Genomic DNA, 22,992 nt, shown 5'->3' with positions numbered 1-22,992 from the left:
GGGGGCGAGCCGCCTGTCCGAATTGGGCGACTATGTATGCAATTCTCGGTGAGTGCTGTGGTTGATCGTCGTCCACGTCGTGGCCGCGTGCTGTGCCGCGCCGCTGGTGCGGCGGCTCGGCCCGCGCGCGTTCCTGCTGCTCGCGGCGGCACCCGCCGCCGCGGCCGGGTGGGCGGCGGCGCACTGGGACCAGGTGGCGGACGGCGGCGCGCTCAGCGAGCACACCCCGTGGATCCCGGCGCTCGGGGTCGACCTCGCACTGCGGTGTGACGCGCTCGCCCTGGTGATGGTCCTGATCGCCGGGGGCATCGGCGCCCTGGTGATGCTGTACTGCGCGGCCTACTTCGCGCCCGGCACACCGCAGCTGGGCTCCTTCGCCGGAGCACTCACCGCCTTCGCGGGGGCCATGCTCGGCCTGGTGCTGGCCGACGACCTGATCGTGCTGTACGTGCTGTGGGAACTCACCACGGTCTTTTCCTTCCTGCTCATCGGGCACAGCTCCCAGTACCGCACCAACCGGCGCGCCGCCCTCCAGGCACTGCTGGTCACCACACTGGGCGGGCTGGTGATGCTGGTCGGCTTCCTGATGCTGGGGCACGCCGCGCACACCTACCGGATCTCCCGCATGCTCGCCGACCCGCCCGCGGGGGGAGCCCTGGTCGCGGGCGGCCTGGTGCTGGTACTGGTGGGGGCGCTGTCCAAGTCCGCCGTCTGGCCGTTCAGCTTCTGGCTGCCCGGAGCGATGGCCGCGGCCACCCCTGTCTCCGCGTATCTGCACGCCGCCGCCATGGTCAAGGCCGGTGTCTATCTGATCGCGCGGCTCGCCCCCGGCTTCGCCGACGTGCCGCCCTGGCGGCCCATGGTGCTCGTGCTCGGCAGCGCGACCATGCTGCTCGGCGGCTGGCGGGCGCTGCGGGAGACGGACCTGAAGCTGCTGCTGGCCTTCGGCACTGTCAGCCAGCTCGGCTTCCTCACCGTGCTGGTCGGCGACGGCACCCGGGATGCCGCGCTGGCGGGCGCCGATGTGATCCTGGCACACGCCCTGTTCAAGGCACCGCTCTTCCTCACTGTCGGCGCCATCGACCACCTCACCGGCACCCGCGACCTCACCAGGCTCTCCGGACTCGGCCGCTCGCTGCCCGCACTGGCCGCCGTCGCTGTGCTCGCCGGGCTCTCGATGGCGGGGCTGCCGCCGCTGCTCGGGTTCGTCGGCAAGGAAGCGGCCGTCTCGGCACTGCTGGCGGCCGGACCCGGCGAGGCATGGGCCCTGGCCGCCGTCGTCGTGGGCTCCGCGCTCACCACCGCCTACACGCTCCGCTTCCTGTGGGGAGCCTTCGCGCGCAAGAGCGGTGCCCCGCCGCTGGCACCGGTCACCGTGCCCCCCGGCACCCGCGTGGCGCCGCTGCTGCTGGGCCCGCCCCTGCTGTGCGCGCTGGCCGGGCTCCTGCTCGGCCCCGGCTCCCAGTGGCTCGACCCACTGCTGGCCCGGTACGCCGACTCCTTCCCCAGCGGCGCCGCCCCCTACCACCTCGCCCTCTGGCACGGCTGGGGCCCCGCGCTGGGCCTCTCGGCGGTCTCCTGGGTGCTGGGTGCGGCGCTCTTCCTGGCCGGCCGGCCGCTGGCCGCGCTCGGCGGATGGCTCTCGCAGGTCGACGGCGACCAGGTGTTCGCCCGTTCCCTGTGGGCTCTGGAGCGGCTCTCGCTCCAGGTCACCGGAGTCGTGCAGCGCGGCTCGCTGCCCGTCTACCTCGGCACCGCCCTGGTCGTCCTGTTCGGCTTCCAGACCGCCCGGCTGGTGGCGGGCGCCCCCTGGCCCGACGCGGACACGCTGCGCTGGTACGACTCGGTCCCACAACTCGTCGTCGCGATCGGCGTCGCCGGGGTCGCGGTGCTCTGCGTCCTGGCGCGGCAGCGGATGAAGGCGGCCGTCCTGGCCGGGATCACCGGATACGGCGCCGGACTCCTCTACGTGCTGCACGGCGCGCCCGACCTGGCGCTGACCCAGTTCGCCGTCGAGACGGTCTCGCTGACCGTCTTCGTCCTCGTCCTGCGCAGGCTGCCCGCCCGCTTCCCCGACGGCAGCCGCAGATGGCGCACCCGCCGGGGCGTGCAACTCGTCCTCTCCGTCGCCACCGGGGGACTCCTCGCCGCACTGCTGCACCTCTGCCTCGCGGCGCGCACCGGCCTGCCCTCCGGCCCCGGACTGTTCTCGGCGACGGCGCACGAAGGCGTCCGCAACGTGGTGGCCACCACCCTGGTGGACCTGCGCGCCTGGGACACCATGGGCGAGTCGGCCGTGCTGGCCGCCGCCGCCGTCGGCGTGACCAGCCTCGTCTATCTGCGCCGCCGCGTCCGGGTGCCCGTCGCCCAGCCCGTACCGGGCACCGAGGAGACCGGGGGCCCGCCGCCGACCGCGCCCGTCGCCGGACCCGGAGCGCCCACCGGGGCCGTCCCCGGCTCCGCGAGCATCGCCCTGGACCGCTCGGCGGAGGCGCCCGGCACCGGCGGGGACACCGGAGCGCGCGCCGGGCGCCGGGACGCCTGGAAGCTGCCCGGCCGCCCCGGTGCCCGGCCGCACCGCGGCTCGCCGGTCGCGCCCCGCCGCACCTGGCTGGCGGCCAGCTCCACGCTCGCGCCCGAGGGCCGCTCGGTGATGTTCGAGGTGATGGCCCGGCTGGTCTTCCACCCCATCGTGGTGCTCTCCCTCTACCTGCTCTTCTCCGCCGAGAACCAGCCCGGCGGCGGCTTCACCGCGGGACTGGTGGCCGGGCTCGCGCTGGCCGTGCGCTACCTGGCCGGGGGCCGCCTGGAGCTGGCCGCCGCCGCCCCCGTGGACGCGGGCTTCCTGCTCGGCCTCGGACTGCTGATCATCACCGGCACCGGCCTGGCGGGACTGTGGCTGGGCGGCAGCGTGCTGGCCTCCGGCAAGGTGACCGGCGACTTCTGGCTGGTCGGCCCCTTCCACGCGGCAAGCCCGGTGCTCTTCGACACCGGGGTCTACGTGCTGGTCCTCGGCGTCGTCCTGGACGTGCTGCGCAGCCTGGGCTCGGAGATCGACCGCCGCCTGGAGCGCGAGCGGGGGACCGGCCCGGCCGGTGGCGGAGAGGGCCGCCCATGACGACCGGTTCCCTCGCCCTGGTGGGCTGCGGCGGCGTGCTGTTCGCCTGCGGTACGGCGCTGCTGCTGGCCCGGCCGCTGACCCGCATCGTGCTGGGCGCGGTCCTCATCGGCAACGGCATCAACCTGCTGGTGCTGGCCACCTCCGGACCGGACGGCGACGCCGCGCTGCTCTACCCGGGCACCTCGCCGCGGACCATGTCCGACCCGCTGCCCCAGGCGTTCATCCTGACCGCCATCGTCATCACCCTCGCGCTGACCGCGTTCCTGGCGACGATGGCCTACCGCGCCTGGCAGCACTCCGGCAACGACGACGTCCCCGACGACACCGAGGACATCCGCATCGTGCGCCGCGCCACCTACGCGGAGGAACGTGAACGGCTGCGCGCCGCCTACCACAAGCGGCGCCTGGAGTACCGGGCGCTGGCCCGCAGCGAGGAGGAGCGCGAGGCGCGGGAGCACAGCGCCTACGAGCGGCTGGGCACCGCCCGCGACCGTTACCGGCAACTGCGCAGGCGCGCCCGCGCCGACGCGCGCGCCTTCCGCGTCCGGCAGGCCCGCGCGGAGGAGACGGCGGACGAGATCGTAGGGGAGGACGACCCGTGGCAGACCATTCTGGGAGCCGACCGGTGACCGGCCCGCACCCGGCGGGGCGGCGCCCCGCTCCTGGCCCGGGGCCCGCCCCCGCGGCCTGCCGCGCAGCCGGTCCGGGGCCCGCATCCGACCCGCGCCCCGCATCCGGCAGGGGCCGCACCGGGAGCGGGGGCGCACGGTGAGCGGGGGAGCCGGACCGGTCGGCGGGGCGGCCGCCGCGGGACTCCTGGTGCCGCTGCCGGTCATTCTGCCGCTGTGCGCGGCCGGACTGAAGCTGGCCATCGGGGCCCGGCTGGAGCGGGTGCAGCGGTTCATCAGCGCCGCCGTGCTGCTCGCCGTCCTCGTCGTCGCACTGCTGCTGCTGGTGGCCGCCGACCGGCACGGGCCGCAGGTGATGTTCGCGGGCGGCTGGGCGCCGCCGGTCGGGATCGTGCTGGTCGCCGACCGGCTCGCGGCGCTGATGCTGGTGATCTCCTCGTCGGTGACGCTGGCCGTCCTGGTCTACTCCGTGGGCCAGGGCCTGGCCGACAACGACGAGGCCACCCCGCTGTCCGTCTTCCACCCCTCCTACCTGGTGCTGGTGGCCGGGGTCTCGGACACCTTCCTGGCCGGGGACCTGTTCAACCTCTACGTCGGCTTCGAGCTGATGCTGACGGCCAGCTATGTGCTGATGACGATCGGCGGCACCCTGGCGCGCATCCGCGCCGGCGCCACCTACGCGATCGTCTCGCTGCTGTCCTCCATGCTGTTCCTGGCCGCCGTCGCCATGGTGTACGCGGCGGCGGGCACCGTCACCATGGCCCAACTGCCCTCCCGGCTGGACGCCCTGCCCGACAGCGTGGCCATGATCCTGCAGATCGCGCTGCTGGGCGTGTTCGCCATCAAGGCGGCCGTCTTCCCGCTGGCCGCCTGGCTGCCCGACTCCTACCCCACCGCCCCGGCGCCGGTCACGGCCGTGTTCGCGGGACTGCTCACCAAGGTCGGCATCTACGCCATACTGCGCACCCAGACGCTGCTCTTTCCCGGCGACGGCATCGGCGACGTCCTGATGGTCCTGGCGCTGCTCTCGCTGCTCGTCGGCATCCTGGGCGCGGTCGCGCAGACCGACCTCAAACGGCTGCTCTCCTTCACCCTGGTCAGCCACATGGGATACATGGTCTTCGGGATCGGGCTGGGCAGCCCCGCCGGGATCTCCGGCGCGGTGTTCTACGTCGCCCACCACATCACCGTCCAGACCACCCTCTTCCTCGTCGCCGGACTGATCGAGCGCCGCACCGGCACCACCGACCTGCAGAGCCTCGGCGGTCTCGCCCGCCTCTCCCCGCTGCTGGCCGTGCTGTTCTTCGTCCCCGCGCTGAACCTCGCCGGGATCCCGCCGCTCTCCGGGTTCCTCGGCAAGCTCGGCCTGCTGCGGGCCGGGGTGGACGACGGCGGGGCGCTCGCCTACCTGCTGGTGGCGGGCGGAACGGTCACCAGCCTCCTCACGCTGTACGCGCTGACCAAGGCGTGGAACGTGGCCTTCTGGCGCGCCGCGACACCGGAGATGTGCGCGGCCGGCACCGTGCTGGAGTCCCGGGAGGAGGACGCCCCCGGAGCGAGCACCGGGGACGCCGCCGGCTCCGGTGTGCCCACCGGCGGCGCGGGCCCCGGCGCCGGACCACCGCGGCGGCAGCACGGTGCTGCCGGAGGGTGGCCGCCCGGCGGCCTCTCGGTGCTGATGCGGCGCCGGGTGACCACCACCTTCGGCGGCCAGGAGATCACCACCACCAGCTCGCTCCCCGCCAGCATGGCCGGAGCCACCGCGGCCCTCGTCCTGTTCGGGCTCGCCTTCACCGTGCTCGCGGGCCCCCTGTTCGGACTCACCGGCCGCGCGGCGGACGAAATGCTCGCCCGCAGCCCCTACGTCGAGGCGGTGATGCGGGAATGACGGCCCCTCAGCGGCTGCCCGAAGCCAGCCGGATGCGCGCCACCCAGTGGCCCATGGTGTGCGGCCTCACTCTGCTGTGGCTGCTGCTGTGGGGCACCCCCACCCCGGCCAACATCGTGACCGGAGTGCTCGTCGCGCTCCTGGTGGTGCTCGTCTTCCCGCTTCCCCCCGTGGAGAAGCAGGCCCGGGCCCACCCGCTCGGCATCCTGCGCTTCGCCGTCCGGTTCGGGCTGGACATGGTCGTCTCCAGCTGGCGGATCAACCGCTACATGCTCGCGTTCGGCCGTCCGCGCTGCGCCGTGCTGGCGGTGAGGATGCGCTGCCCCGGCGACCTGATGCTGACCGTCACGGCCGTCGCGGTCACGGCCGTACCCGGCAGCACCGTCCTGGAGGTCGACCGCCGCTCGGGAACCCTCTACCTGCACGTGCTCGGCGGCGAGAGCGAGGAGGAGCAGACGCGGGCCCGGCGGGACGCGCTCCGCCTGGAGACCCGGGTCGTGGAGGCGTTCGGCACCCACGCCGACGTCGCCGCGATCCGTGCCTCCGAAGCCGCCGAGGAGGTGTTCGGCCGGTGGCGATGACGGTGCGGCGGATGTGCGCGGCGCTCCCGCAGGAACCGGCCCGGGGGCTGACCGCCGCCGTGCACGACGCCCCGGTCTTCGAGATCACCGCCTCGGTGATCGCCGGGCTGCTGCTGGCCGCCGGGCTGCTGGTCACCCTGCGGCTGGTGCGGGGGCCCTCGACGCTGGACCGCGCCGTCGCGCTCGATGTGCTGGTGGCCGTCGTGATGGCCGGGATCGGCCTGCAGTCGGCGATCCGCGGGAACGCCTTCTACCTGCCCGTCCTGCTGGTTCTCTCCTTCCTCGGCTTCACCGGCTCGGTCGGGGTCGCACGCTTCATGGCGCTGCGGGACGAGGCCGGAACCGAGGACGTGGACGAGAGCGAGGGCACCGGTGAACCCTCGGCCGGGCCCTCGGCCCCCACGCCCGGCAGCGGCCCCGAGGAGCCCGGCCCGCACCGGGGGACACCGTGAGGGACCGGATCCCGAAGGAGCGCCGATGAGCTGGACGGCCGTGGCGGACGTGGTGGGCGCCGTGTGCATGCTGGCGGGCGGGCTGCTGTGCCTGCTGGCCGGGATCGGCATGGTGCGGCTGCCGGACGTGCTGGCCCGGATGCACGCCGCGACCAAGCCGCAGTCCTTCGGCCTGCTGCTGGTCCTGCTCGGTGCCGGACTGTGGCTGCGCAGCCTCATCGACCTGTGCACCCTGCTGCTCGTCGGCCTCTTCCAACTGCTGACCTCCCCGGTGGCCGCGCACATGGTGGGCCGGGCCGCCTACCGGACCGGGCGGCTGGATCGCGAGGACCTGGTCCGCGACGAGCTGGCGGAGGCGCTGCGCGCGGCAGCCGATCAGGGTCCGGAGGAAAACCCCAGGTCAACGGGGTAAGTACGGCCTTCCTTGCTGGCAGCGGACGGCGTTTCGTGTCTACGCTTCGAACAGGAGGACGCGCCGTGCGCCCGCTGTTCGAAGTGAAGGAGCCATACCGGCCATGTCCCTCGCCGGAGTCACCGACCCGACCCACGTCGCGCACCGCGACAACCACACCCACCGCGATGTCAACGGCGGCTGGCTGCGGCCCGCCGTGTTCGGAGCGATGGACGGGCTGGTCTCCAACCTCGGTCTGATGACCGGCGTCGCGGGCAGCGCCGCCTCCTCCCAGACCATCGTCATCGCGGGCCTCGCCGGACTGGCGGCCGGTGCCTTCTCCATGGCCGCCGGCGAATACACCTCCGTCGCCTCACAGCGCGAACTCGTCCAGGCCGAACTGGAGATCGAGCGCCGCGAGCTGCGGCGCAGCCCGCGCGCGGAGATCAAGGAACTGGCCGCGCTGTACGAGTCCCGCGGAGTCGACCCCGAGCTGGCCGGGAAGGTCGCCGAGCAACTGCACCGCGACCCGGAGCAGGCCCTGGAGATCCACGCCCGGGAGGAGCTGGGCGTCGACCCCGGCGACCTGCCCTCTCCGACCGTCGCCGCCGTCTCCTCCTTCTTCTCCTTCGCGGTGGGCGCCGTGCTTCCGGTGCTGCCCTACCTCTTCGGGATCACCATGCTGTGGCCGGCGGTGCTGTGCGCCCTGCTGGGGCTGTTCGTCTGCGGTGCGGTCGTCTCCCGGGTCACCGCCCGGAGCTGGTGGTTCAGCGGCCTGCGCCAGCTCACCCTCGGCGCCGCCGCGGCGGCCGTCACCTACGGCCTGGGCGCCCTGTTCGGAGTGGCGGTCGGCTGACCCCGCGGGGCGCGGCGGGCGGGCGAGGCCCGAGCCCGGCGCTTCCCCGGCGCACCGCGCGTCGTCTCCCGCCGCCCCGGCGCAACCTGCGCCGGGGCGTACCCATGTCGGAATGCATCAGGGCGTCGAACGGTCACCGATCGTCGAGAACGGTCCCCGCTGATCGGGAAACTGCCTAGGCTGTGCACGAAGTGACACCTGAGACCACCAAGTGCCACCGCCCGCAGGGGAGTTACGACCTTGACCAGTCAGCCCCAGTACTACGACCCCGCGCACGGCCCACCGGCCTCCGGCGCCCCTCCCGCGGAGCCCCGCAGCTGCCCCGCCGCGGCGGGCGGCCGGACCGCACCCGGCGCCGTACCGCTCGTGGGCCCCCGCTTCCACACCGACCTGGAAGCCGTCTACCGGGACATGCGCCGCGACCACGGGCCCGTCGTCCCCGTCACCCTCCCCGGCGACGTACCCGCCTGGCTCGTCATCGGCTACCGCGAACTCCACCACGTCACCGGCGACCCGGCGCTCTTCCCCCGGGACCAGGGCCTGTGGAACCAGTGGAAGAACCTCCCCGAGGACTGGCCGCTGCGCCCGATGATCGGCACCCCGCAGCCCTCGGTCTACTTCACCGTCGGCGAGGAGCACCGCCGCCACCTGGCCATGGTCCAGCACGCGCTGGAAGGCGTGAACCAGGTCGAACTCCGCCGCATCACCGAGGAGATCGCCGACCGGCTCGTCGACAGCTTCTGCGGCGCCGGCGAGTCCGAGATCGTCTCCGCCTACGCCAAACCGCTGCCCCTCCTCACCCTGGCCCGCATCCTGGGCTTCCCCGACTCCGACGGCCCGGAACTGATCCGCTCCCTCACCGACATGGCCGACGGCGGCCCCGACGCGCTCGCCGGGTTCGAGCACGCGCTCTCCCTCATGCGGCGCCTCGTCGCCCGCAGGCACGCGGCGCCCGGAGCCGACGTACTCTCCGCCATGCTGGCCCACCCCGCGGAATTCCCCGACGAGGCGTACGTCCTCAACCTCATGGCCGTCACCTCCGCCGGATTCCTGCCGACCGCCGACTGGATCGGCAACTCGGTACGCCTCATGTTCACCGACGACCGCTTCGCCGCCTCGCTCTCCGGAGGGCGCCACACCGTCCCAGAGGCCATGAACGAAGTGCTCTGGGAGGACACCCCCACCCAGATCCTGGCCGGCCGCTGGGCCGCGCGCGACACCCGGCTGGCGGGCCGCGCCATCGCCCGCGGCGACCTGCTCCTGCTGGGACTCGCCGGCGCCAACCGCGACCCGGCGGCGCACGCGCCGCACGGCGCGGACCGTCCGCGCGAGCGCAACTTCGCCCACTTCGCCTTCAGCCACGGCGAGTACCAGTGCCCCTTCCCGGCACAGGAGATCGCCGAAATCATCGCCCGCACCGGCATCGAGGTGCTGCTCGACCGGCTGCCCGACCTCGACCTGGCGGTGGCGCCCCACACCCTCGCCCGCCGCCCCTCGCCCTTCCTGCGCGGCATGACGGTGCTGCCCGTCCGCTTCGCACCCACACCCCCGTACGGAGGACGCTGATGAACGGCGACGCACAGTCCCCGGCGAGCGAACCCCGGACCGGGGGTGCGGCCCCCGCGGGGCGCCCGGCGGACGGGGACGTGGCGCCTGGCGCCCGCCAGGCGGGTGAGGGCGCGACACCTGGCACCCCGGGGTGCCCGATCACCATCGACCCGCTGGTCGGCAGCCTCGCCGCCGAGACCGAAGCGCTGCGGACCGCCGGGCCGCTCGCCCGGATCGACCTGATGGGCGCCGAGGTGTGGACGGTCACCACCCACGCCGAGGCCCGCCGGCTCCTCACCGACACCCGGCTGGTCAAGGACATCACCCGCTGGAACCTGTGGCGCGACGGCGAGATCGACGAGAACTGGCCGCTGATCGGCATGGTCGACGCGGGCCGCTCCATGTTCACCGTCGACGGGGCCGAGCACCGGCGGCTGCGCGTCAAGACGGCGCAGGCGCTCACCCCGCGGCGGCTGGAGGAACTCCGCCCCGTCGTCGAAGGCGTCACCGCCCGGCTGCTGGACGCGATGGCCGCGCACGCCGCCGAGGCCCCGGACGAGCCGATAGACCTGAAGTCCGCCTTCGCACAGCCGCTGCCCATGTCGGTGGTCTGCTCGCTGATGGGCGTCGACCCCGCGCTGGAGCCGCGGCTGCACCACCTGTACGAAGCGTTCTTCTCCACCCTGACCCCGCAGCAGGAGCGGCTCACCGTCCTGCGTGAGCTGGACGAGCTCTACCACGACATGGTCCGGCACAAGACCGCGTCCCCCGGCGACGACCTCACCAGCGCCCTCATCCTCGCCGACGAGGGCGGCGAGCCGCTCACCGCCGACGAGGTACGGGGCAACCTGGAGGCCATGGTCGCCGCCGGGCACGAGACCACGGTGACCCTGATCCTGTGCGCGGTGCGGGCCCTGCTCACCCATCCGGACCAGCTGCGGCTGGTCCTCGACGGCCAGGTCGGATGGGACGCCGTCATCGAGGAGACGTTGCGGTGGGAGTCGCCCTCCACCCATCTGCTGCTGCGGTTCGCGACCTCGGACATCGAGGTCGGCACCGGCGGGGCCGTCGGCCGGGCGGGCGCAAGCGGCGGTGCCGTCATCCGGGAGGGTGAAGGAGTCGCCATGTCCTACCGGGCCATCGGCCGCGACCGGGCGCAGCACGGCCAGGACGCCGACCGCTTCGACGTGCGGCGCCCCGCCCCCATCCGGCACCTCGCCTTCGGGCACGGGCCGCACATCTGCCCCGGCGCGGGGCTCTCGCGACTGGAGGCGTCCGTCGCCCTGCCCGCCCTCTTCGAGCGGTTCCCCGTGCTGTCCGCGGGCGCTGTCGCGGAGACGGGTAATCGGCCGGTGCTCACCCAGAATGAGCTGGAGTGCCTTCCGGTGCGGCTGCGCTGACGGCGCCCCCTTCGCGGGGGCGCCGTCTCCCCCTTGGGGGTGCCCCAGTCCCTTGCCTTTCTGGTGCGGCGGCGTTGTCGGGGGCTTCGCCCCCGACCCCCTTGTCCTCGCCGGACGGGCGTCGGGGCGGCTCCTCCCCCAGACTCCGTCCGGGGGGACCCCCACCCGACGGCCCCCCGCTAGGGGGCTCCGCCCCCTAGGACCCCCAGCCGCAGTGGTGTGAGCCCTTGCGGACCCTGCTCCGGGCCTGTTCTTCGGCCCGTCGGGTGCGGGAGGAGTCCTGATGCCGTCCGTCACAGCCCAAGAGGGCTCCCGCAGTCGGGAGTCCTCCGGCGGGACCGTCGATACGCCCCCGCGAAGGGAGTCGTGTTACTCGGCGGTTTCATCTTGCGTGCGGCGGGGCAGTAGTCCGTAACGCCGCCGGCAATGACGCCTGCGTGCGAGTGAGAGCCGCTCGTCACTCGGGGTGACCCACCCCGAACCCCCTGTGCAGGTCTTTTCCGGCCCCATAAGGGCCATCCGCGTCGGCGCGCTGACACGGTCGCGCCCGGTGTTCGTATGGTGAGATGCGTCTTCCGCTTTCCGGGAAGTGCGCCACCATGTAACCTGCACGAAAATTTTTGCCACATGAGGGCCAACGTCGTCCCTCGGTACGTACCAATGCCACGAGACGACGGGAGTGCCGATGCGTGCTGTGCCGACAGCGGATTGGGCCGCCCACCACCCTGCCAAGCAGGGGATGTACGACCCCCGATACGAGCACGACGCCTGCGGCGTCGGCTTCGTGGCGACCCTGACCGGTGAACCCAGCCACGAGCTGGTCGAACAGGCGCTGACGGTGCTCCGCAATCTCGAGCACCGGGGTGCCACCGGGTCGGACCCGGACACCGGTGACGGCGCCGGCATCCTGCTGCAGATCCCCGACGCCTTCCTCCGTGAGAGCGTCCCCTTCGCGCTGCCCGAGCAGGGCTCCTACGCGGTGGGCATCGCCTTCCTGCCCGGCGAGGAGGAGGGCGGCGAGGCGCAGGCCACCTCGGCGGCCGTCGCGCAGATCGAGACACTCGCGGCCGAGGAGGGGCTGACCGTCCTCGGCTGGCGCGAGGTGCCGGTCGCACCCGAGCTGCTCGGCCCGGGGGCACGCGCCACCATGCCCACGTTCCGCCAGCTTTTCGTCGCCGGGGGAGCGCAGAGCGGGGTCGAGGGCGTCGCTCTCGACCGGCTCGCGTTCGTGCTGCGCAAGCGGGCCGAGCGCGAGGCGGGGGTCTACTTCCCCTCGCTCTCCTCGCGCACCCTGGTCTACAAGGGCATGCTGACCACCGGGCAGCTCGAACCGTTCTTCCCCGACCTGTCGGACCGCCGGTTCGCCACCGCCATCGCGCTGGTGCACTCCCGCTTCTCCACCAACACCTTCCCGAGCTGGCCGCTGGCCCACCCCTACCGGTTCGTCGCGCACAACGGCGAGATCAACACCGTGCAGGGCAACCGCAACTGGATGCGAGCCCGCGAGTCCCAGCTCCGTTCCGAGCTGTTCGGCTCCGCCGGCCGCGAGGACGGCGGGGACCAGGGGAGCCTGGAGCGGATCTTCCCCATCAACACCCCGGGCGCCTCCGACTCGGCCACCTTCGACGAGGTGCTGGAGCTGCTGCATCTGGGCGGCCGCTCGCTGCCGCACTCGGTGCTGATGATGGTCCCCGAGGCGTGGGAGAGCGCCGAGTCGCAGGACTCGATGGACCCCGCGCGGCGCGCCTTCTACCAGTACCACTCCACGATGATGGAGCCCTGGGACGGCCCCGCCTGCGTCACCTTCACCGACGGCATCCAGGTCGGCGCCGTGCTGGACCGCAACGGGCTGCGTCCGGGCCGGTACTGGGTCACCGACGACGGCCTCGTCGTCCTCGCCTCCGAGGTCGGCGTCCTGGACATCGACCCGGGCAAGGTCGTGCGCAAGGGCCGCCTCCAGCCCGGCCGGATGTTCCTGGTCGACACCGCCGAGCGCCGCATCATCGAGGACGACGAGATCAAGGCCCAGCTCGCCGCCGAGCACCCCTACCAGGAGTGGCTGGACGGTGGGCTCATCGAACTCGCCGACCTGCCCGAGCGCGAGCACATCGTGCACACCCACGCCTCGGTCACCCGCCGCCAGCAGACCTTCGGCTACACCGAGGAGGAACTGCGCGTCCTGCTCGCCCCGATGGCCCGCAGCGGCGCCGAGCCCATCGGTTCCATGGGCACCGACTCGCCGATCGCGGCGCTCTCGGACCGGCCCCGGCTGATCTTCGACTACTTCACCCAGCTGTTCGCGCAGGTCACCAACCCGCCGCTGGACGCGATCCGCGAGGAACTGGTCACCTCGCTGCACTCGCCGCTGGGCCCGCAGGGCAACCTGCTGGAGCCGTCGGCCGCCTCCTGCCGCAGCGTCACCCTGCCGTTCCCCGTCATCGACAACGACGAGCTGGCCAAGCTCATCCACATCAACGCCGACGGCGACCTGCCGGGCTTCAAGTCCGCCACGCTCTCCGGGCTCTACCGCGTCGCCGGAGGAGGGGACGGCCTCGCGGCCCGCATCGAGCAGATCTGCGCGGAGGCCGACACGGCGATCGAGTCCGGGGCCCGGCTCATCGTGCTGTCCGACCGGCACTCGGACGCCGAGCACGCGCCGATCCCGTCGCTGCTGCTCACCTCGGCGGTGCACCACCACCTCATCCGCACCAAGCAGCGCACCCAGGTGGGGCTGCTGGTCGAGGCCGGGGACGTCCGCGAGGTGCACCACGTCGCGCTGCTCATCGGGTACGGCGCCGCCGCGGTCAACCCGTACCTGGCCATGGAGACCGTCGAGGACCTGGTCCGGGCCGGCACCTTCCTGCCCGGCGCCGCGGAGCTGCCGCCCGAGGAGGCCATCCGTAACCTGATCTACGCCCTGGGCAAGGGCGTGCTGAAGGTGATGTCCAAGATGGGCATCTCCACCGTCGCCTCCTACCGCGGCGCGCAGGTCTTCGAGGCCGTCGGCCTGGACGCCTCGTTCGTCGACGCGTACTTCCACGGCACCACCACCAAGATCGGCGGCGCCGGCATCGACGTCGTCGCCAAGGAGGTCGCCGCCCGGCACGCCAAGGCGTACCCCTCCTCCGGCATCGCGCCCGCGCACCGGCTGCTGGACATCGGCGGCGAGTACCAGTGGCGCCGCGAGGGCGAACCGCACCTGTTCGACCCGGAGACCGTCTTCCGCCTCCAGCACTCCACCCGCCAGCGCCGCTACGACATCTTCAAGCAGTACACCCAGCGGGTCGACGAGCAGTCCGAGCGGCTGATGACCCTGCGCGGCCTGTTCGGCTTCAAGAGCGACCGCCCCTCGATCCCCGTCGAGGAGGTCGAGTCGGCGAGTGAGATCGTCAAGCGGTTCTCCACCGGCGCCATGTCCTACGGCTCCATCTCGCAGGAGGCGCACGAGACGCTGGCCGTCGCCATGAACCAGCTCGGCGGCAAGTCCAACACCGGTGAGGGCGGCGAGGACCCCGAGCGGCTCTACGACCCGGCCCGGCGCTCCGCGATCAAGCAGGTGGCCTCCGGCAGGTTCGGCGTCACCTCCGAGTACCTCGTCAACTCCGACGACATCCAGATCAAGATGGCCCAGGGTGCCAAGCCCGGCGAAGGCGGCCAGCTCCCCGGCCACAAGGTCTACCCGTGGGTGGCCAAAACCCGGCACTCCACCCCGGGCGTCGGCCTCATCTCGCCGCCGCCGCACCACGACATCTACTCCATCGAGGATCTCGCCCAGCTCATCCACGACCTCAAGAACGCCAACCCGCGGGCCCGCGTGCACGTGAAGCTGGTCTCCGAGGTCGGCGTCGGTACGGTTGCGGCGGGTGTCTCCAAGGCCCACGCGGACGTGGTCCTCATCTCCGGCCACGACGGCGGCACCGGCGCCTCCCCGCTGACCTCCCTCAAGCACGCGGGCGGCCCCTGGGAGCTGGGCCTGGCCGAGACGCAGCAGACGCTGCTGCTCAACGGGTTGCGCGACCGGATCGTCGTGCAGACCGACGGCCAGCTCAAGACCGGCCGCGACGTCGTCATCGCCGCACTGCTGGGCGCCGAGGAGTTCGGGTTCGCCACCGCACCGCTGGTGGTCTCCGGCTGCGTGATGATGCGCGTCTGCCACCTGGACACCTGCCCGGTCGGCATCGCCACCCAGAACCCGGTGCTGCGCGACCGCTACAGCGGCAAGGCCGAGTACGTCGTCAACTTCTTCGAGTTCATCGCCGAAGAGGTCCGCGAGCTCCTCGCCGAGCTGGGCTTCCGCACCCTGGACGAGGCCATTGGGCACGCGGAGCTGCTCGACACCTCGCGCGCCGTGACCCACTGGAAGGCCCAGGGCTTCGACCTGGCACCGCTGCTGCACGTCCCCGAGCTCCCCGAGGGCGCCGTGCTGCACCAGGCCACCGCACAGGACCACGGTCTGGAGAAGGCGCTCGACAACCAGCTCGTCAAGCTGGCGGCCGACGCGCTGCAGGCCGACACCGCCGAGCAGGCGCAGCCGGTCCGGGCCCAGGTCGCGATCCGCAACGTCAACCGCACCGTGGGCACCATGCTCGGCCACGAGGTCACCAAGAAGTTCGGCGGTGCCGGGCTGCCCGACGACACCGTGGACCTCACCTTCACCGGCTCCGCCGGCCAGTCCTTCGGCGCCTTCGTCCCGCGCGGCATCACGCTGCGGCTGGAGGGCGACGCCAACGACTACGTCGGCAAGGGCCTCTCCGGCGGCCGGCTGATCGTCCGCCCCGACCGGGGCGCCGACCACCTCGCCGAGTACTCCACCATCGCGGGCAACACCCTCGCCTACGGCGCCACCGGCGGGGAGGTCTTCCTGCGCGGGCGGGTCGGCGAACGCTTCTGCGTCCGCAACTCCGGTGCCCTGGTGGTCTCCGAAGGCGTGGGCGACCACGGCTGCGAGTACATGACCGGCGGCGCGGCCGTCGTCCTCGGCGGCACCGGCCGCAACTTCGGCGCCGGGATGTCCGGCGGCACCGCCTACGTCATCGACCTGGACCTGGCGAACGTGAACGCCGGACTGCGCGGCGCCGTGGAGGAACTGACCGACGAGGACAAGACGTGGCTGCACGAGGTCGTGCGACGCCACCAGGAGGAGACCGGCTCCACCGTGGCCGCCAAGCTCCTCGCCGACTGGGACGGCCCCGACGGAGCGCTCAGCCGCTTCAGCCGGGTGCTGCCCGCCACGTACAAGGCTGTGCTCACCGCCAAGGACGCCGCCGAGCGCGCGGGACTCAGCGAGTCCGAGACCCACGAGAAGATGATGGAGGCGGCGACCAATGGCTGACCCCAAGGGCTTCCTGCACACCGACCGCGAGGTCGCGAAGACCCGTCCCGTCGAGGAGCGGGTCAAGGACTGGAACGAGGTCTACGTCCCCGGCTCCCTGCTGCCCATCGTCAGCAAGCAGGCCGGGCGCTGCATGGACTGCGGCATCCCCTTCTGCCACAACGGCTGTCCGCTGGGAAACCTCATCCCCGAGTGGAACGACTACGCCTACCGCGGGGACTGGGAAGCCGCCTCCGAGCGGCTGCACGCGACAAACAACTTCCCCGAGTTCACCGGGCGGCTCTGCCCCGCCCCGTGCGAGTCGGCGTGCGTGCTGGGCATCAACCAGCCGGCCGTCACCATCAAGAACGTCGAGGTCTCCATCATCGACAAGGCGTGGGAGAACGGCGACGTGACCCCGCAGCCGCCCGAGCGCCTCTCCGGCAAGACCGTCGCCGTCATCGGCTCCGGTCCCTCGGGCCTGGCCGCCGCCCAGCAGCTCACCCGGGCCGGTCACACCGTCGTGGTCTACGAGCGGGCCGACCGCATCGGCGGACTGCTGCGCTACGGCATCCCCGAGTTCAAGATGGAGAAGCGGCACATCAACCGCCGTATCGAGCAGATGCGCGCGGAAGGCACCAAGTTCCGTACCGAGACGGAGATCGGCCGCGACATCGACGCGAAGACGATCCGCAAGCGGTACGACGCGGTCGTCGTGGCGGCGGGCGCCACCACCGCCCGCGACCTGCCCGTCCCCGGCCGCGAGCTGAACGGCATCCACCAGGCGATGGAGTACCTGCCGCTGGCCAACAAGGTGCAGGAGGGCGACCTGACCGTCTCCCCGATCAGCGCCGAGGGCAAGCACGTCATCGTCATCGGCGGCGGCGACACCGGTGCCGACTGCGTGGGCACCGCGCACCGTCAGGGCGCCGCCTCCGTCACCCAGCTGGAGATCATGCCCAAGCCGGGCGAGGACCGGGACCCGGGCCGTCAGCCGTGGCCGACGTTCCCGCTGCTCTACAAGGTCACCAGCGCCCACGAGGAGGGCGGCGAGCGGGTCTACTCCGTCAACACCACCCACTTCGAGGGCGACGAGGACGGCAACGTCCAGTGGCTCCACCTGGTGGAGGTCGAGATGGTGGACGGCAAGCTGGAGCCCAAGCCCGACACCGAGCGCCGGATCCCCGCCCAACTGGTCACCCTCGCCATGGGCTTCACCGGCGTCGACCGCGAGAACGGGCTGGTCGAGCAGTTCGGTGTCGAACTCGACGTCCGCGGCAACATCGCGCGGGACGGCGACTACGCCACCAACGTGCCCGGCGTCTACGTCGCCGGGGACGCCGGCCGGGGCCAGTCGCTCATCGTCTGGGCCATCGCGGAGGGCCGCTCGGCGGCCAAGGCCGTCGACCGCCACCTCACCGGCGAGCACAGCACCCTGCATGCTCCCGTCCGCCCCACGGACCGCGCCCTGGCGGTCTGAGCGGGGGAGCCCCCCCGAACTTCCGTACAAGGGCGTACGGACGACGCGGCGCCTGCCAGTCCCCGACCGGGTTTGTGGCAGGCGCCGCACTGTGTCCGCGTTGCCGACGGCTCAGTCACGCACGATGGACTGGACCTCCTTCACGGTGAGGTTCTTCGTGGTGCTGAAGGTGCCCGACGGGAACGTGCCCCCCGGATCCTCGGTGCTCTTCCACTCCACCTTCCAGGTGAGCGTGGCCTTCAGCGTGTAGGAGCTGTTCTCGCCGGTGGCCCTCAGATACCGGATGCCGCACGGCGGTGTCCGGTCCTTTTTCCCGGCGGAGTACTTCTCACCCAGCGCGCCGTTCTTGAACTCGCACTTTCCCGAGACGGGGTAGGTCTTCGCGTCGCCGGTGCCGGGCTCGAGGGTCAGCGACTCGGGTGTGGCCGTGGTGGTCGCGGAGAGCCTGGTCCCGTCGATGAGGTCGAGTTCGGCGACCGCCTCCACCGGCTTGAACCTGCTCCGGTCCAGCCAGATCCAGGTGTCGAGGTTGACGGTCTGCTTGCCGTCGGGGTTCAACGACAGTTCCGTCTCCGGGATGGGGAGCTGCTCGTAGGCGTACTGCGCGAGGATCTTCGGACTGACGGCCAGCGGCATGTCCTCGGGCGGGTCCCCCTTCGGCACCCAGATGGCGTGTTCGCTGCACGCGTCCGCCTCGGGATCGCCCGCCCGGTCGGGGTTGCGCACGCCTTCCCAGAAGTAGCCTTTGCCCTGCTGGTCCATGTTGTAGTCGTCGTACTTGTCGGTCTGGTAATAGTCCTCGTAGAGGTGGACGACCTGCTCCGAGAGCGCGTCCGACGCCTTCTGGTTGCTTTCCTCGAGATCGTCGAAGATCGTGCCGGAGTCCTTCTCGTCCTTCTCGTCCTCGTCCCGCTTCTCCGGCTTGGCGTCCTCGATCTTCTTCTTGAGCTGCTTGGGCGTCGTCTTCGGCTCGTACCAGCAGGCCGGGGCTTCCCAGTCGGGATCCTTCGGGTCCAGCCTGACCGTCTTCCCGCCGCCCTTGCTGTCGCCCTGGACGATCCGGATGTGCGAGACCTCGGCGGTGACCTTGCCGTCCTCCGAACTGTTCCCAGTAGAGGTTTGGTTCTTGCCCTTCTTTGCCTCAGCAGTTCCCGGAAAAGCCATCAGAAGGGCTGCTGCCGTCAGTACGGCAACAGAGCCTTTTCGGTTTATTCCATACATTCCTTGGCTCCCCGCTCGGCATTTCCGGACACTGCTTGCCAAACGCCATTCTTGTTCCGCTGCACACTCACCGAGTTGAACACGTAGTTCTGGTCACCCCCGTTGTTCGGCTCCAGCTTCCCCGTCTTGAGGTACTTGTTCTTCGCTTCGCTCTCGTCGGTGCAGAAGGTGACACGGGCTCGCTCGTCTCCCGCCATCTTGACCTTCTGGTCGTAGTAGCGGGTTACGCCTGCCCAGCTCTGCTTGTCCTTGACGAAGTCCAGGATGTATTCGTCCGCGGCGAGCAGCGACTTTCCCTTGGCGTAGACCTTGACCAACTCAGTGTCTTCTCCGGTGGTGATGACCCGGTCGATCGCGTTGATCCGTGCCTGGTTGTCGGCCAGGACCGCGTCCTTCTCGGGGTTGCCCGTCTGGGTGTCCTCGAAGACGTTCTTGGCGTCCTTCGCCAGCTTGATGTCCTCCGGCGCCTTGTGGCCGGGTGTATCCGAACTCTGAGACGGCGACGGGGACTTGGTGGTCTTCGTGGCGCCGTCGTCGGCACCGTCGATCTTGCCGTCCGATCCGCCGTCGCTCCCGCACGCGCCCAGGAGGAGGGACGCGGCGAGGGCCGCTGCGGTCCACATCGCCGTGCTGGCCTGCTTGTTCATGCGCACGTTCTCTCAGCTCTCTGTCCGTGGGCGACGGCGGTTCGAATCACCCGCAGTTTTGATCACTTAAAGTTACTACAGTGAATGGAGTGCCGACAGTCTCTGTTGGTCACCGCGGTTCTCTCGCCGGTGGCACTGGGTGATCATTCAACCGGTGTTGCGCGTCATGCAGGAGAACACGCGGCACGTCACCCGACAGTTCCCGCTCCAGGCCGCCGGGGAAATTTATACGGCCTTCCACGGGGCCGCGGCTTCGTCGGAGACGTCGACGCGCACGGCCGCGACACCAGTGCCGATTGCGTGGGCACCGCGCACCGTCGGTGCGCGGCCTGCGTCACCCAGTTGGAGATCATGCCCAGGCCGGGTGAGGACTCCGCTCTGTGTCCGCGTCGCTGACGGCTCAGTCATGCACGATGGACTGGATCTCCTTCACGGTCATGTTCTTGGTGGTGCTGAAGGGGCCGGCGGGCAGGTCACCGCCGGTGCCGTCGGAGCCCTTCCAGGCGATTTTCCAGGTGAGTGTCGCCTTCAGCGGGTAGGAGCCGTTCTGGCCGCTGGCCCGCAGATACCTGACTCCACAGGGCGGGGTCTGGTTCTTCTTACCGACCGAGTACTCCTCCCCGAGCTGGCCGTTCTTGACCACGCACTTCCCGGAGCCGGGATAGGTCTTGGCGTCGTCGGTGCCCGGTTCGAGGGTGAGGGAGGTCGGCTTGGCGGTGGTGGTCGCCGAGAGGTGAGTGCCGTCGAGGAGATCGAGCGAGGCGGTCACGTCCACCGGCTTGAACCTCCCCTTGTTCAGCCACACCCAGGTGTCGAGGTTGACCGTCTGCTTGTTCTCCGGGTTCACCGACAGCTCGGTCCCCGGGATGGGCAGTTCCTCGTATGCGTACTGCGCGAGAATCTTCGGACTGACCGCGAGTGGCATACTCTTGGGCGGCTTTCCCTTGGGCACCCAGATGGCGTGTTCGCTACAGGCATCTGCTTTGGGGGCGTCCGCCTTGTTCGGGTTCCGGACTCCCTCCCAGAACATGCCTTTTCCCTGCTTGTCGATGTTGTAGTCGTCGTACTTGTCGGTCTGGTAGTAGTTCTCGTAGATGTTGACGACCTGGTTCCTGAGGCCGTCCACCGCCTTCTGGTTGCTCTCTTCGAGGCCGCCGAGGATCGAGCCGGATTCCTTCTTCTTGTCCGGCTTCGCGCTCTCGATCTTTTCCTTGAGCTCCTTGGGGGTCGTCTTCGGCTCGTACCAGCACGCCGGAGCCTCCCAGTCGGGATCCTTGGGGTTCAGCTTGACGGTGTTCTTGGCCTTGCCACCCCTGCCGGTTATCTGGACATGGGAGACCTCGGCCGTGATGTCGGCGCCGTCGGTTCCGCCCGGAGCTCTGCTCGCGCCGGAGCCCTTCGGGTCCGCGTGTGCGGTGGCGGAGGCCGCGAGGAGAATTCCCGTCGTCAGTGCGATGATCGAGTTCTTCTGAATCACTCCATGCATTTCTTGGCCTTCGCAGTCTCGTGACCCGAGGTCGCCTGCCACACTCCGTCCTTGTTCCGCTCCATTCGGAGTCGGGTGAAGATGTAGTTCAAGTCGCCCCCGTTGTTCGGTTCGAGTTTCCCCGTCTTGAGAAGCTTGTTCTTGGCCTTGCTTTCGTCGATGCAGAAATAGATCTGCGCTACGGTGTCGCTCTCCAGTTCGACCTTCTGGTCGTAGTAGCGGGTTACACCGGCCCAGCTCTGCTGGTCCTTCTTCGCTTCGAGGATGTACTTGTCCGAGGCGAGCAGCGACTGCCCCTTGGCGTAGACCTTCACCAGGTCCGAGTCTTTCCCCGTGGTGATAACCCGGTCGATCGCGTTGATCCGTGCCTGGTTGTCGGCCAGGACCGCGTCCTTCTCGGGGTTGCCCGTCTGGGTGTCCTCGAAGACGTTCTTGGCGTCCTTCGCCAGCTTGATGTCCTCCGGCGCCTTGTGGCCGGGTGTATCCGAACTATGAGACGGCGACGGGGACTTGGTGGTCTTCGTGGCGCCGTCGTCGGCGCCGTCGATCTTGACGTCCGATCCGCCGTCGCTCCCGCACGCGCCCAGGAGGAGGGACGCGGCGAGGGCCGCTGCGGTCCACATCGCCGTGCTGGCCTGCTTGTTCATGCGCACGTTCTCTCAGCTCTCTGTCCGTGGGCGACGGCGGTTCGAATCACCCGCAGTTTTGATCACTTGAAGTTACTATAGTGAAAGGAGGGTCGACAGTCCCTGATAGTCACCGCGGTTCTGCGGCCTGTGCCAACCGGTGATCATTCAACCGGTGTTGCGCGTCATGCAGGAGAACACGCGCACGTCATCCGATGGGTCCCTGCTCCGGGCCGCCGAGGAAATCCATACGACCTTCCACGGGGCCGCGGCTTCGCTGGACGTGAACAGCGGTGACGGAGTTCAAGGGCTGGACGGTCGCCCAGGAGTTGCGGAAGTCACAGGGACAGCGGAGATCCAGGCCGGGAACGTGGCCGCGCGGCTGGCGGAGATCGAGCAGAGCCTGCAGGACGCCAGGAAGGCGGTACTGGGCTCAGGACCACAGCAGCGAGATCGGCCTGGACAAGCTTTCAAGCAGCAGGGCGCAAGGCGGCCCTCCCTTCGCTCTACCGGCCCAGCCCGCCACCTGTGGCGGCCCTTGGGATTGGTGAGCGTCGATAACCCTGAATGCTGTACTGGGTAGTTCGACGTGACCGCTCTTCACACTCCGTGACAGTGGAGTTCTTGAGGTGAGCGCCTCCAGATATGGAGGTGGCCCAGGCCTCCGCACGCCAGGCCGGCAGCTCCTTGTCCAGCCACTCCTCGACGGTCCTCCGCCAAGGATCCGAGGGATCGCCATCGGCGACGTCGGCCCAGATGTCCGCTGCGATGTCGGGGTCGATGAACAGGCTGTCGAGGTAGGCGTCGAAGTTGTCAGCGACTTTCGTGAAGACGTGGTTGCCCAGATACCCCGGCCAGGCGATGGCGTGGACGAACGCATGCAGCTGGCCATGAGCGGCCGGGTTCAGGTCCAGGAAGAGGGTGTCGCTGCCGCCGTTGCGGGCGATGGGCAGCAGGCCGGTCAGGGGCACGTTCTCGGCGAGCCACTCGTCGCGACTGCGCCGGTACTCGCCCAGAAGAGTGCCCCAGCCGTACTCACCGGCGTCGTCACGGCCCAACTGACAGAGATCGTCGAAGCCCTGCACCGGTTCGGGTTCACAAGCCGGGAGGTGGACCGAATATTCCAGCTTCTCCCCGCCGGCCGCCTCCAGGAACACGCGGTATGCCGATGGCAGGGCCAGTCCGATCTCCCGCTCCAGCGCGGCGCACTCGCCTGAGTCGAACGACCTGAACGGACCGCCCACCAGGCGCCCCCTGTACCAACGCGCTAGCTCCTCGGACACGAACGGATTGTCGTACCTGTCGGCGCGCACGCGAATGTCTTCGGGCGCGTCCACCGCCGGGCTGGGCGTCCA

The 22,992-nt window shown here is 70.7% G+C and carries 16 protein-coding genes; 11 read left to right on the top strand and 5 right to left on the bottom strand.

What is annotated here, in order from left to right; genetic code table 11:
• The first annotated feature begins 52 nt into the window (after positions 1–52).
• The 11 genes from ACFYMO_RS07850 to ACFYMO_RS07800 all read left to right on the top strand — a co-directional run bounded on the left by ACFYMO_RS07850 (position 53) and on the right by ACFYMO_RS07800 (position 17,657).
• Entirely contained in the window at positions 53–3,118 is a 3,066-nt protein-coding gene (locus tag ACFYMO_RS07850) for a Na+/H+ antiporter subunit A (protein ID WP_366772388.1), read from the top strand.
• Positions 3,115–3,750, top strand: coding sequence for a Na(+)/H(+) antiporter subunit C (locus tag ACFYMO_RS07845; protein WP_366772389.1), 636 nt, complete (start codon positions 3,115–3,117; stop codon positions 3,748–3,750). The genes ACFYMO_RS07850 and ACFYMO_RS07845 overlap by 4 nt, the downstream gene beginning before the upstream one ends.
• 139 nt (positions 3,751–3,889) lie before the next feature.
• A complete protein-coding gene (locus ACFYMO_RS07840; protein ID WP_366772390.1) occupies positions 3,890–5,638 on the top strand; it encodes a Na+/H+ antiporter subunit D in 1,749 nt (582 codons plus the stop codon).
• Positions 5,635–6,219, top strand: a complete 585-nt coding sequence (locus ACFYMO_RS07835) for a Na+/H+ antiporter subunit E (RefSeq protein ID WP_366772391.1) — start codon at positions 5,635–5,637, stop codon at positions 6,217–6,219. The genes ACFYMO_RS07840 and ACFYMO_RS07835 overlap by 4 nt, the downstream gene beginning before the upstream one ends.
• On the top strand, positions 6,216–6,671 hold the full coding sequence (locus tag ACFYMO_RS07830; protein ID WP_366772405.1) for a monovalent cation/H+ antiporter complex subunit F: 456 nt from the start codon (positions 6,216–6,218) through the stop codon (positions 6,669–6,671). Before ACFYMO_RS07835 ends, ACFYMO_RS07830 begins: the two co-directional genes overlap by 4 nt.
• A 25-nt stretch (positions 6,672–6,696) precedes the next feature.
• Positions 6,697–7,083: a monovalent cation/H(+) antiporter subunit G gene (gene mnhG / locus ACFYMO_RS07825; protein WP_388544994.1), complete on the top strand. Its 387-nt coding sequence runs from the start codon at positions 6,697–6,699 to the stop codon at positions 7,081–7,083.
• A gap of 103 nt (positions 7,084–7,186) precedes the next feature.
• Entirely contained in the window at positions 7,187–7,918 is a 732-nt protein-coding gene (locus ACFYMO_RS07820; RefSeq protein ID WP_366772393.1) for a VIT1/CCC1 transporter family protein, read from the top strand.
• A 366-nt stretch (positions 7,919–8,284) separates the two neighbouring features.
• Entirely contained in the window at positions 8,285–9,484 is a 1,200-nt protein-coding gene (locus tag ACFYMO_RS07815) for a cytochrome P450 (protein ID WP_366772406.1), read from the top strand.
• Complete coding sequence (locus tag ACFYMO_RS07810; RefSeq protein ID WP_388544990.1) at positions 9,484–10,866, top strand: cytochrome P450; 1,383 nt, start codon at positions 9,484–9,486, stop codon at positions 10,864–10,866. The genes ACFYMO_RS07815 and ACFYMO_RS07810 overlap by 1 nt, the downstream gene beginning before the upstream one ends.
• Before the next feature lie 685 nt (positions 10,867–11,551).
• Positions 11,552–16,198: a glutamate synthase large subunit gene (gene gltB, locus ACFYMO_RS07805; RefSeq protein WP_366772168.1), complete on the top strand. Its 4,647-nt coding sequence runs from the start codon at positions 11,552–11,554 to the stop codon at positions 16,196–16,198.
• Complete coding sequence (locus tag ACFYMO_RS07800; protein WP_366772169.1) at positions 16,191–17,657, top strand: glutamate synthase subunit beta; 1,467 nt, start codon at positions 16,191–16,193, stop codon at positions 17,655–17,657. The genes gltB and ACFYMO_RS07800 overlap by 8 nt, the downstream gene beginning before the upstream one ends.
• Positions 17,658–17,768: 111 nt before the next feature.
• Here ACFYMO_RS07800 and ACFYMO_RS07795 read toward each other — a convergent pair whose 3' ends face one another.
• The 5 genes from ACFYMO_RS07795 to ACFYMO_RS07775 form a co-directional block, all read right to left on the bottom strand.
• On the bottom strand, positions 17,769–18,821 hold the full coding sequence (locus ACFYMO_RS07795; RefSeq protein WP_366772170.1) for a hypothetical protein: 1,053 nt from the start codon (positions 18,819–18,821) through the stop codon (positions 17,769–17,771).
• Between the two features lie 44 nt (positions 18,822–18,865).
• Positions 18,866–19,525 (bottom strand): hypothetical protein, encoded by a 660-nt coding sequence (locus tag ACFYMO_RS07790; protein ID WP_366772171.1) that lies wholly within the window; start codon positions 19,523–19,525, stop codon positions 18,866–18,868.
• A 400-nt stretch (positions 19,526–19,925) separates the two neighbouring features.
• Entirely contained in the window at positions 19,926–21,011 is a 1,086-nt protein-coding gene (locus tag ACFYMO_RS07785) for a hypothetical protein (RefSeq protein WP_388544985.1), read from the bottom strand.
• The gene (locus tag ACFYMO_RS07780; protein WP_388544982.1) at positions 20,999–21,658 is read right to left on the bottom strand and encodes a hypothetical protein; all 660 of its coding nucleotides are present in this window, start codon (positions 21,656–21,658) and stop codon (positions 20,999–21,001) included. Before ACFYMO_RS07780 ends, ACFYMO_RS07785 begins: the two co-directional genes overlap by 13 nt.
• Positions 21,659–22,143: 485 nt before the next feature.
• Positions 22,144–22,974 (bottom strand): SMI1/KNR4 family protein, encoded by an 831-nt coding sequence (locus ACFYMO_RS07775; RefSeq protein WP_366772174.1) that lies wholly within the window; start codon positions 22,972–22,974, stop codon positions 22,144–22,146.
• Positions 22,975–22,992 lie beyond the last annotated feature (18 nt).

Source organism: Streptomyces sp. NPDC007025 (assembly GCF_042869455.1).
Classification (GTDB): domain Bacteria; phylum Actinomycetota; class Actinomycetes; order Streptomycetales; family Streptomycetaceae; genus Streptomyces.
Note: the sequence above shows the minus strand (reverse complement) of the source record. Positions and strands in the feature narration are given on the sequence as shown.

Bases quoted from the DNA above. Each gene is read 5' to 3' on its own strand.
- ACFYMO_RS07800 (WP_366772169.1), top strand. From the start codon at position 16,191: ATGGCTGACCCCAAGGGCTTCCTGCACACCGACCGCGAGGTCGCGAAG.
- ACFYMO_RS07780 (WP_388544982.1), bottom strand. From the start codon at position 21,658: ATGAACAAGCAGGCCAGCACGGCGATGTGGACCGCAGCGGCCCTCGCC.
- ACFYMO_RS07785 (WP_388544985.1), bottom strand. From the start codon at position 21,011: ATGCATGGAGTGATTCAGAAGAACTCGATCATCGCACTGACGACGGGA.
- ACFYMO_RS07835 (WP_366772391.1), top strand. From the start codon at position 5,635: ATGACGGCCCCTCAGCGGCTGCCCGAAGCCAGCCGGATGCGCGCCACC.
- ACFYMO_RS07830 (WP_366772405.1), top strand. From the start codon at position 6,216: ATGACGGTGCGGCGGATGTGCGCGGCGCTCCCGCAGGAACCGGCCCGG.
- mnhG (WP_388544994.1), top strand. From the start codon at position 6,697: ATGAGCTGGACGGCCGTGGCGGACGTGGTGGGCGCCGTGTGCATGCTG.
- ACFYMO_RS07810 (WP_388544990.1), top strand. From the start codon at position 9,484: ATGAACGGCGACGCACAGTCCCCGGCGAGCGAACCCCGGACCGGGGGT.
- ACFYMO_RS07820 (WP_366772393.1), top strand. From the start codon at position 7,187: ATGTCCCTCGCCGGAGTCACCGACCCGACCCACGTCGCGCACCGCGAC.
- ACFYMO_RS07795 (WP_366772170.1), bottom strand. From the start codon at position 18,821: ATGGCTTTTCCGGGAACTGCTGAGGCAAAGAAGGGCAAGAACCAAACC.
- ACFYMO_RS07790 (WP_366772171.1), bottom strand. From the start codon at position 19,525: ATGAACAAGCAGGCCAGCACGGCGATGTGGACCGCAGCGGCCCTCGCC.
- gltB (WP_366772168.1), top strand. From the start codon at position 11,552: ATGCGTGCTGTGCCGACAGCGGATTGGGCCGCCCACCACCCTGCCAAG.
- ACFYMO_RS07845 (WP_366772389.1), top strand. From the start codon at position 3,115: ATGACGACCGGTTCCCTCGCCCTGGTGGGCTGCGGCGGCGTGCTGTTC.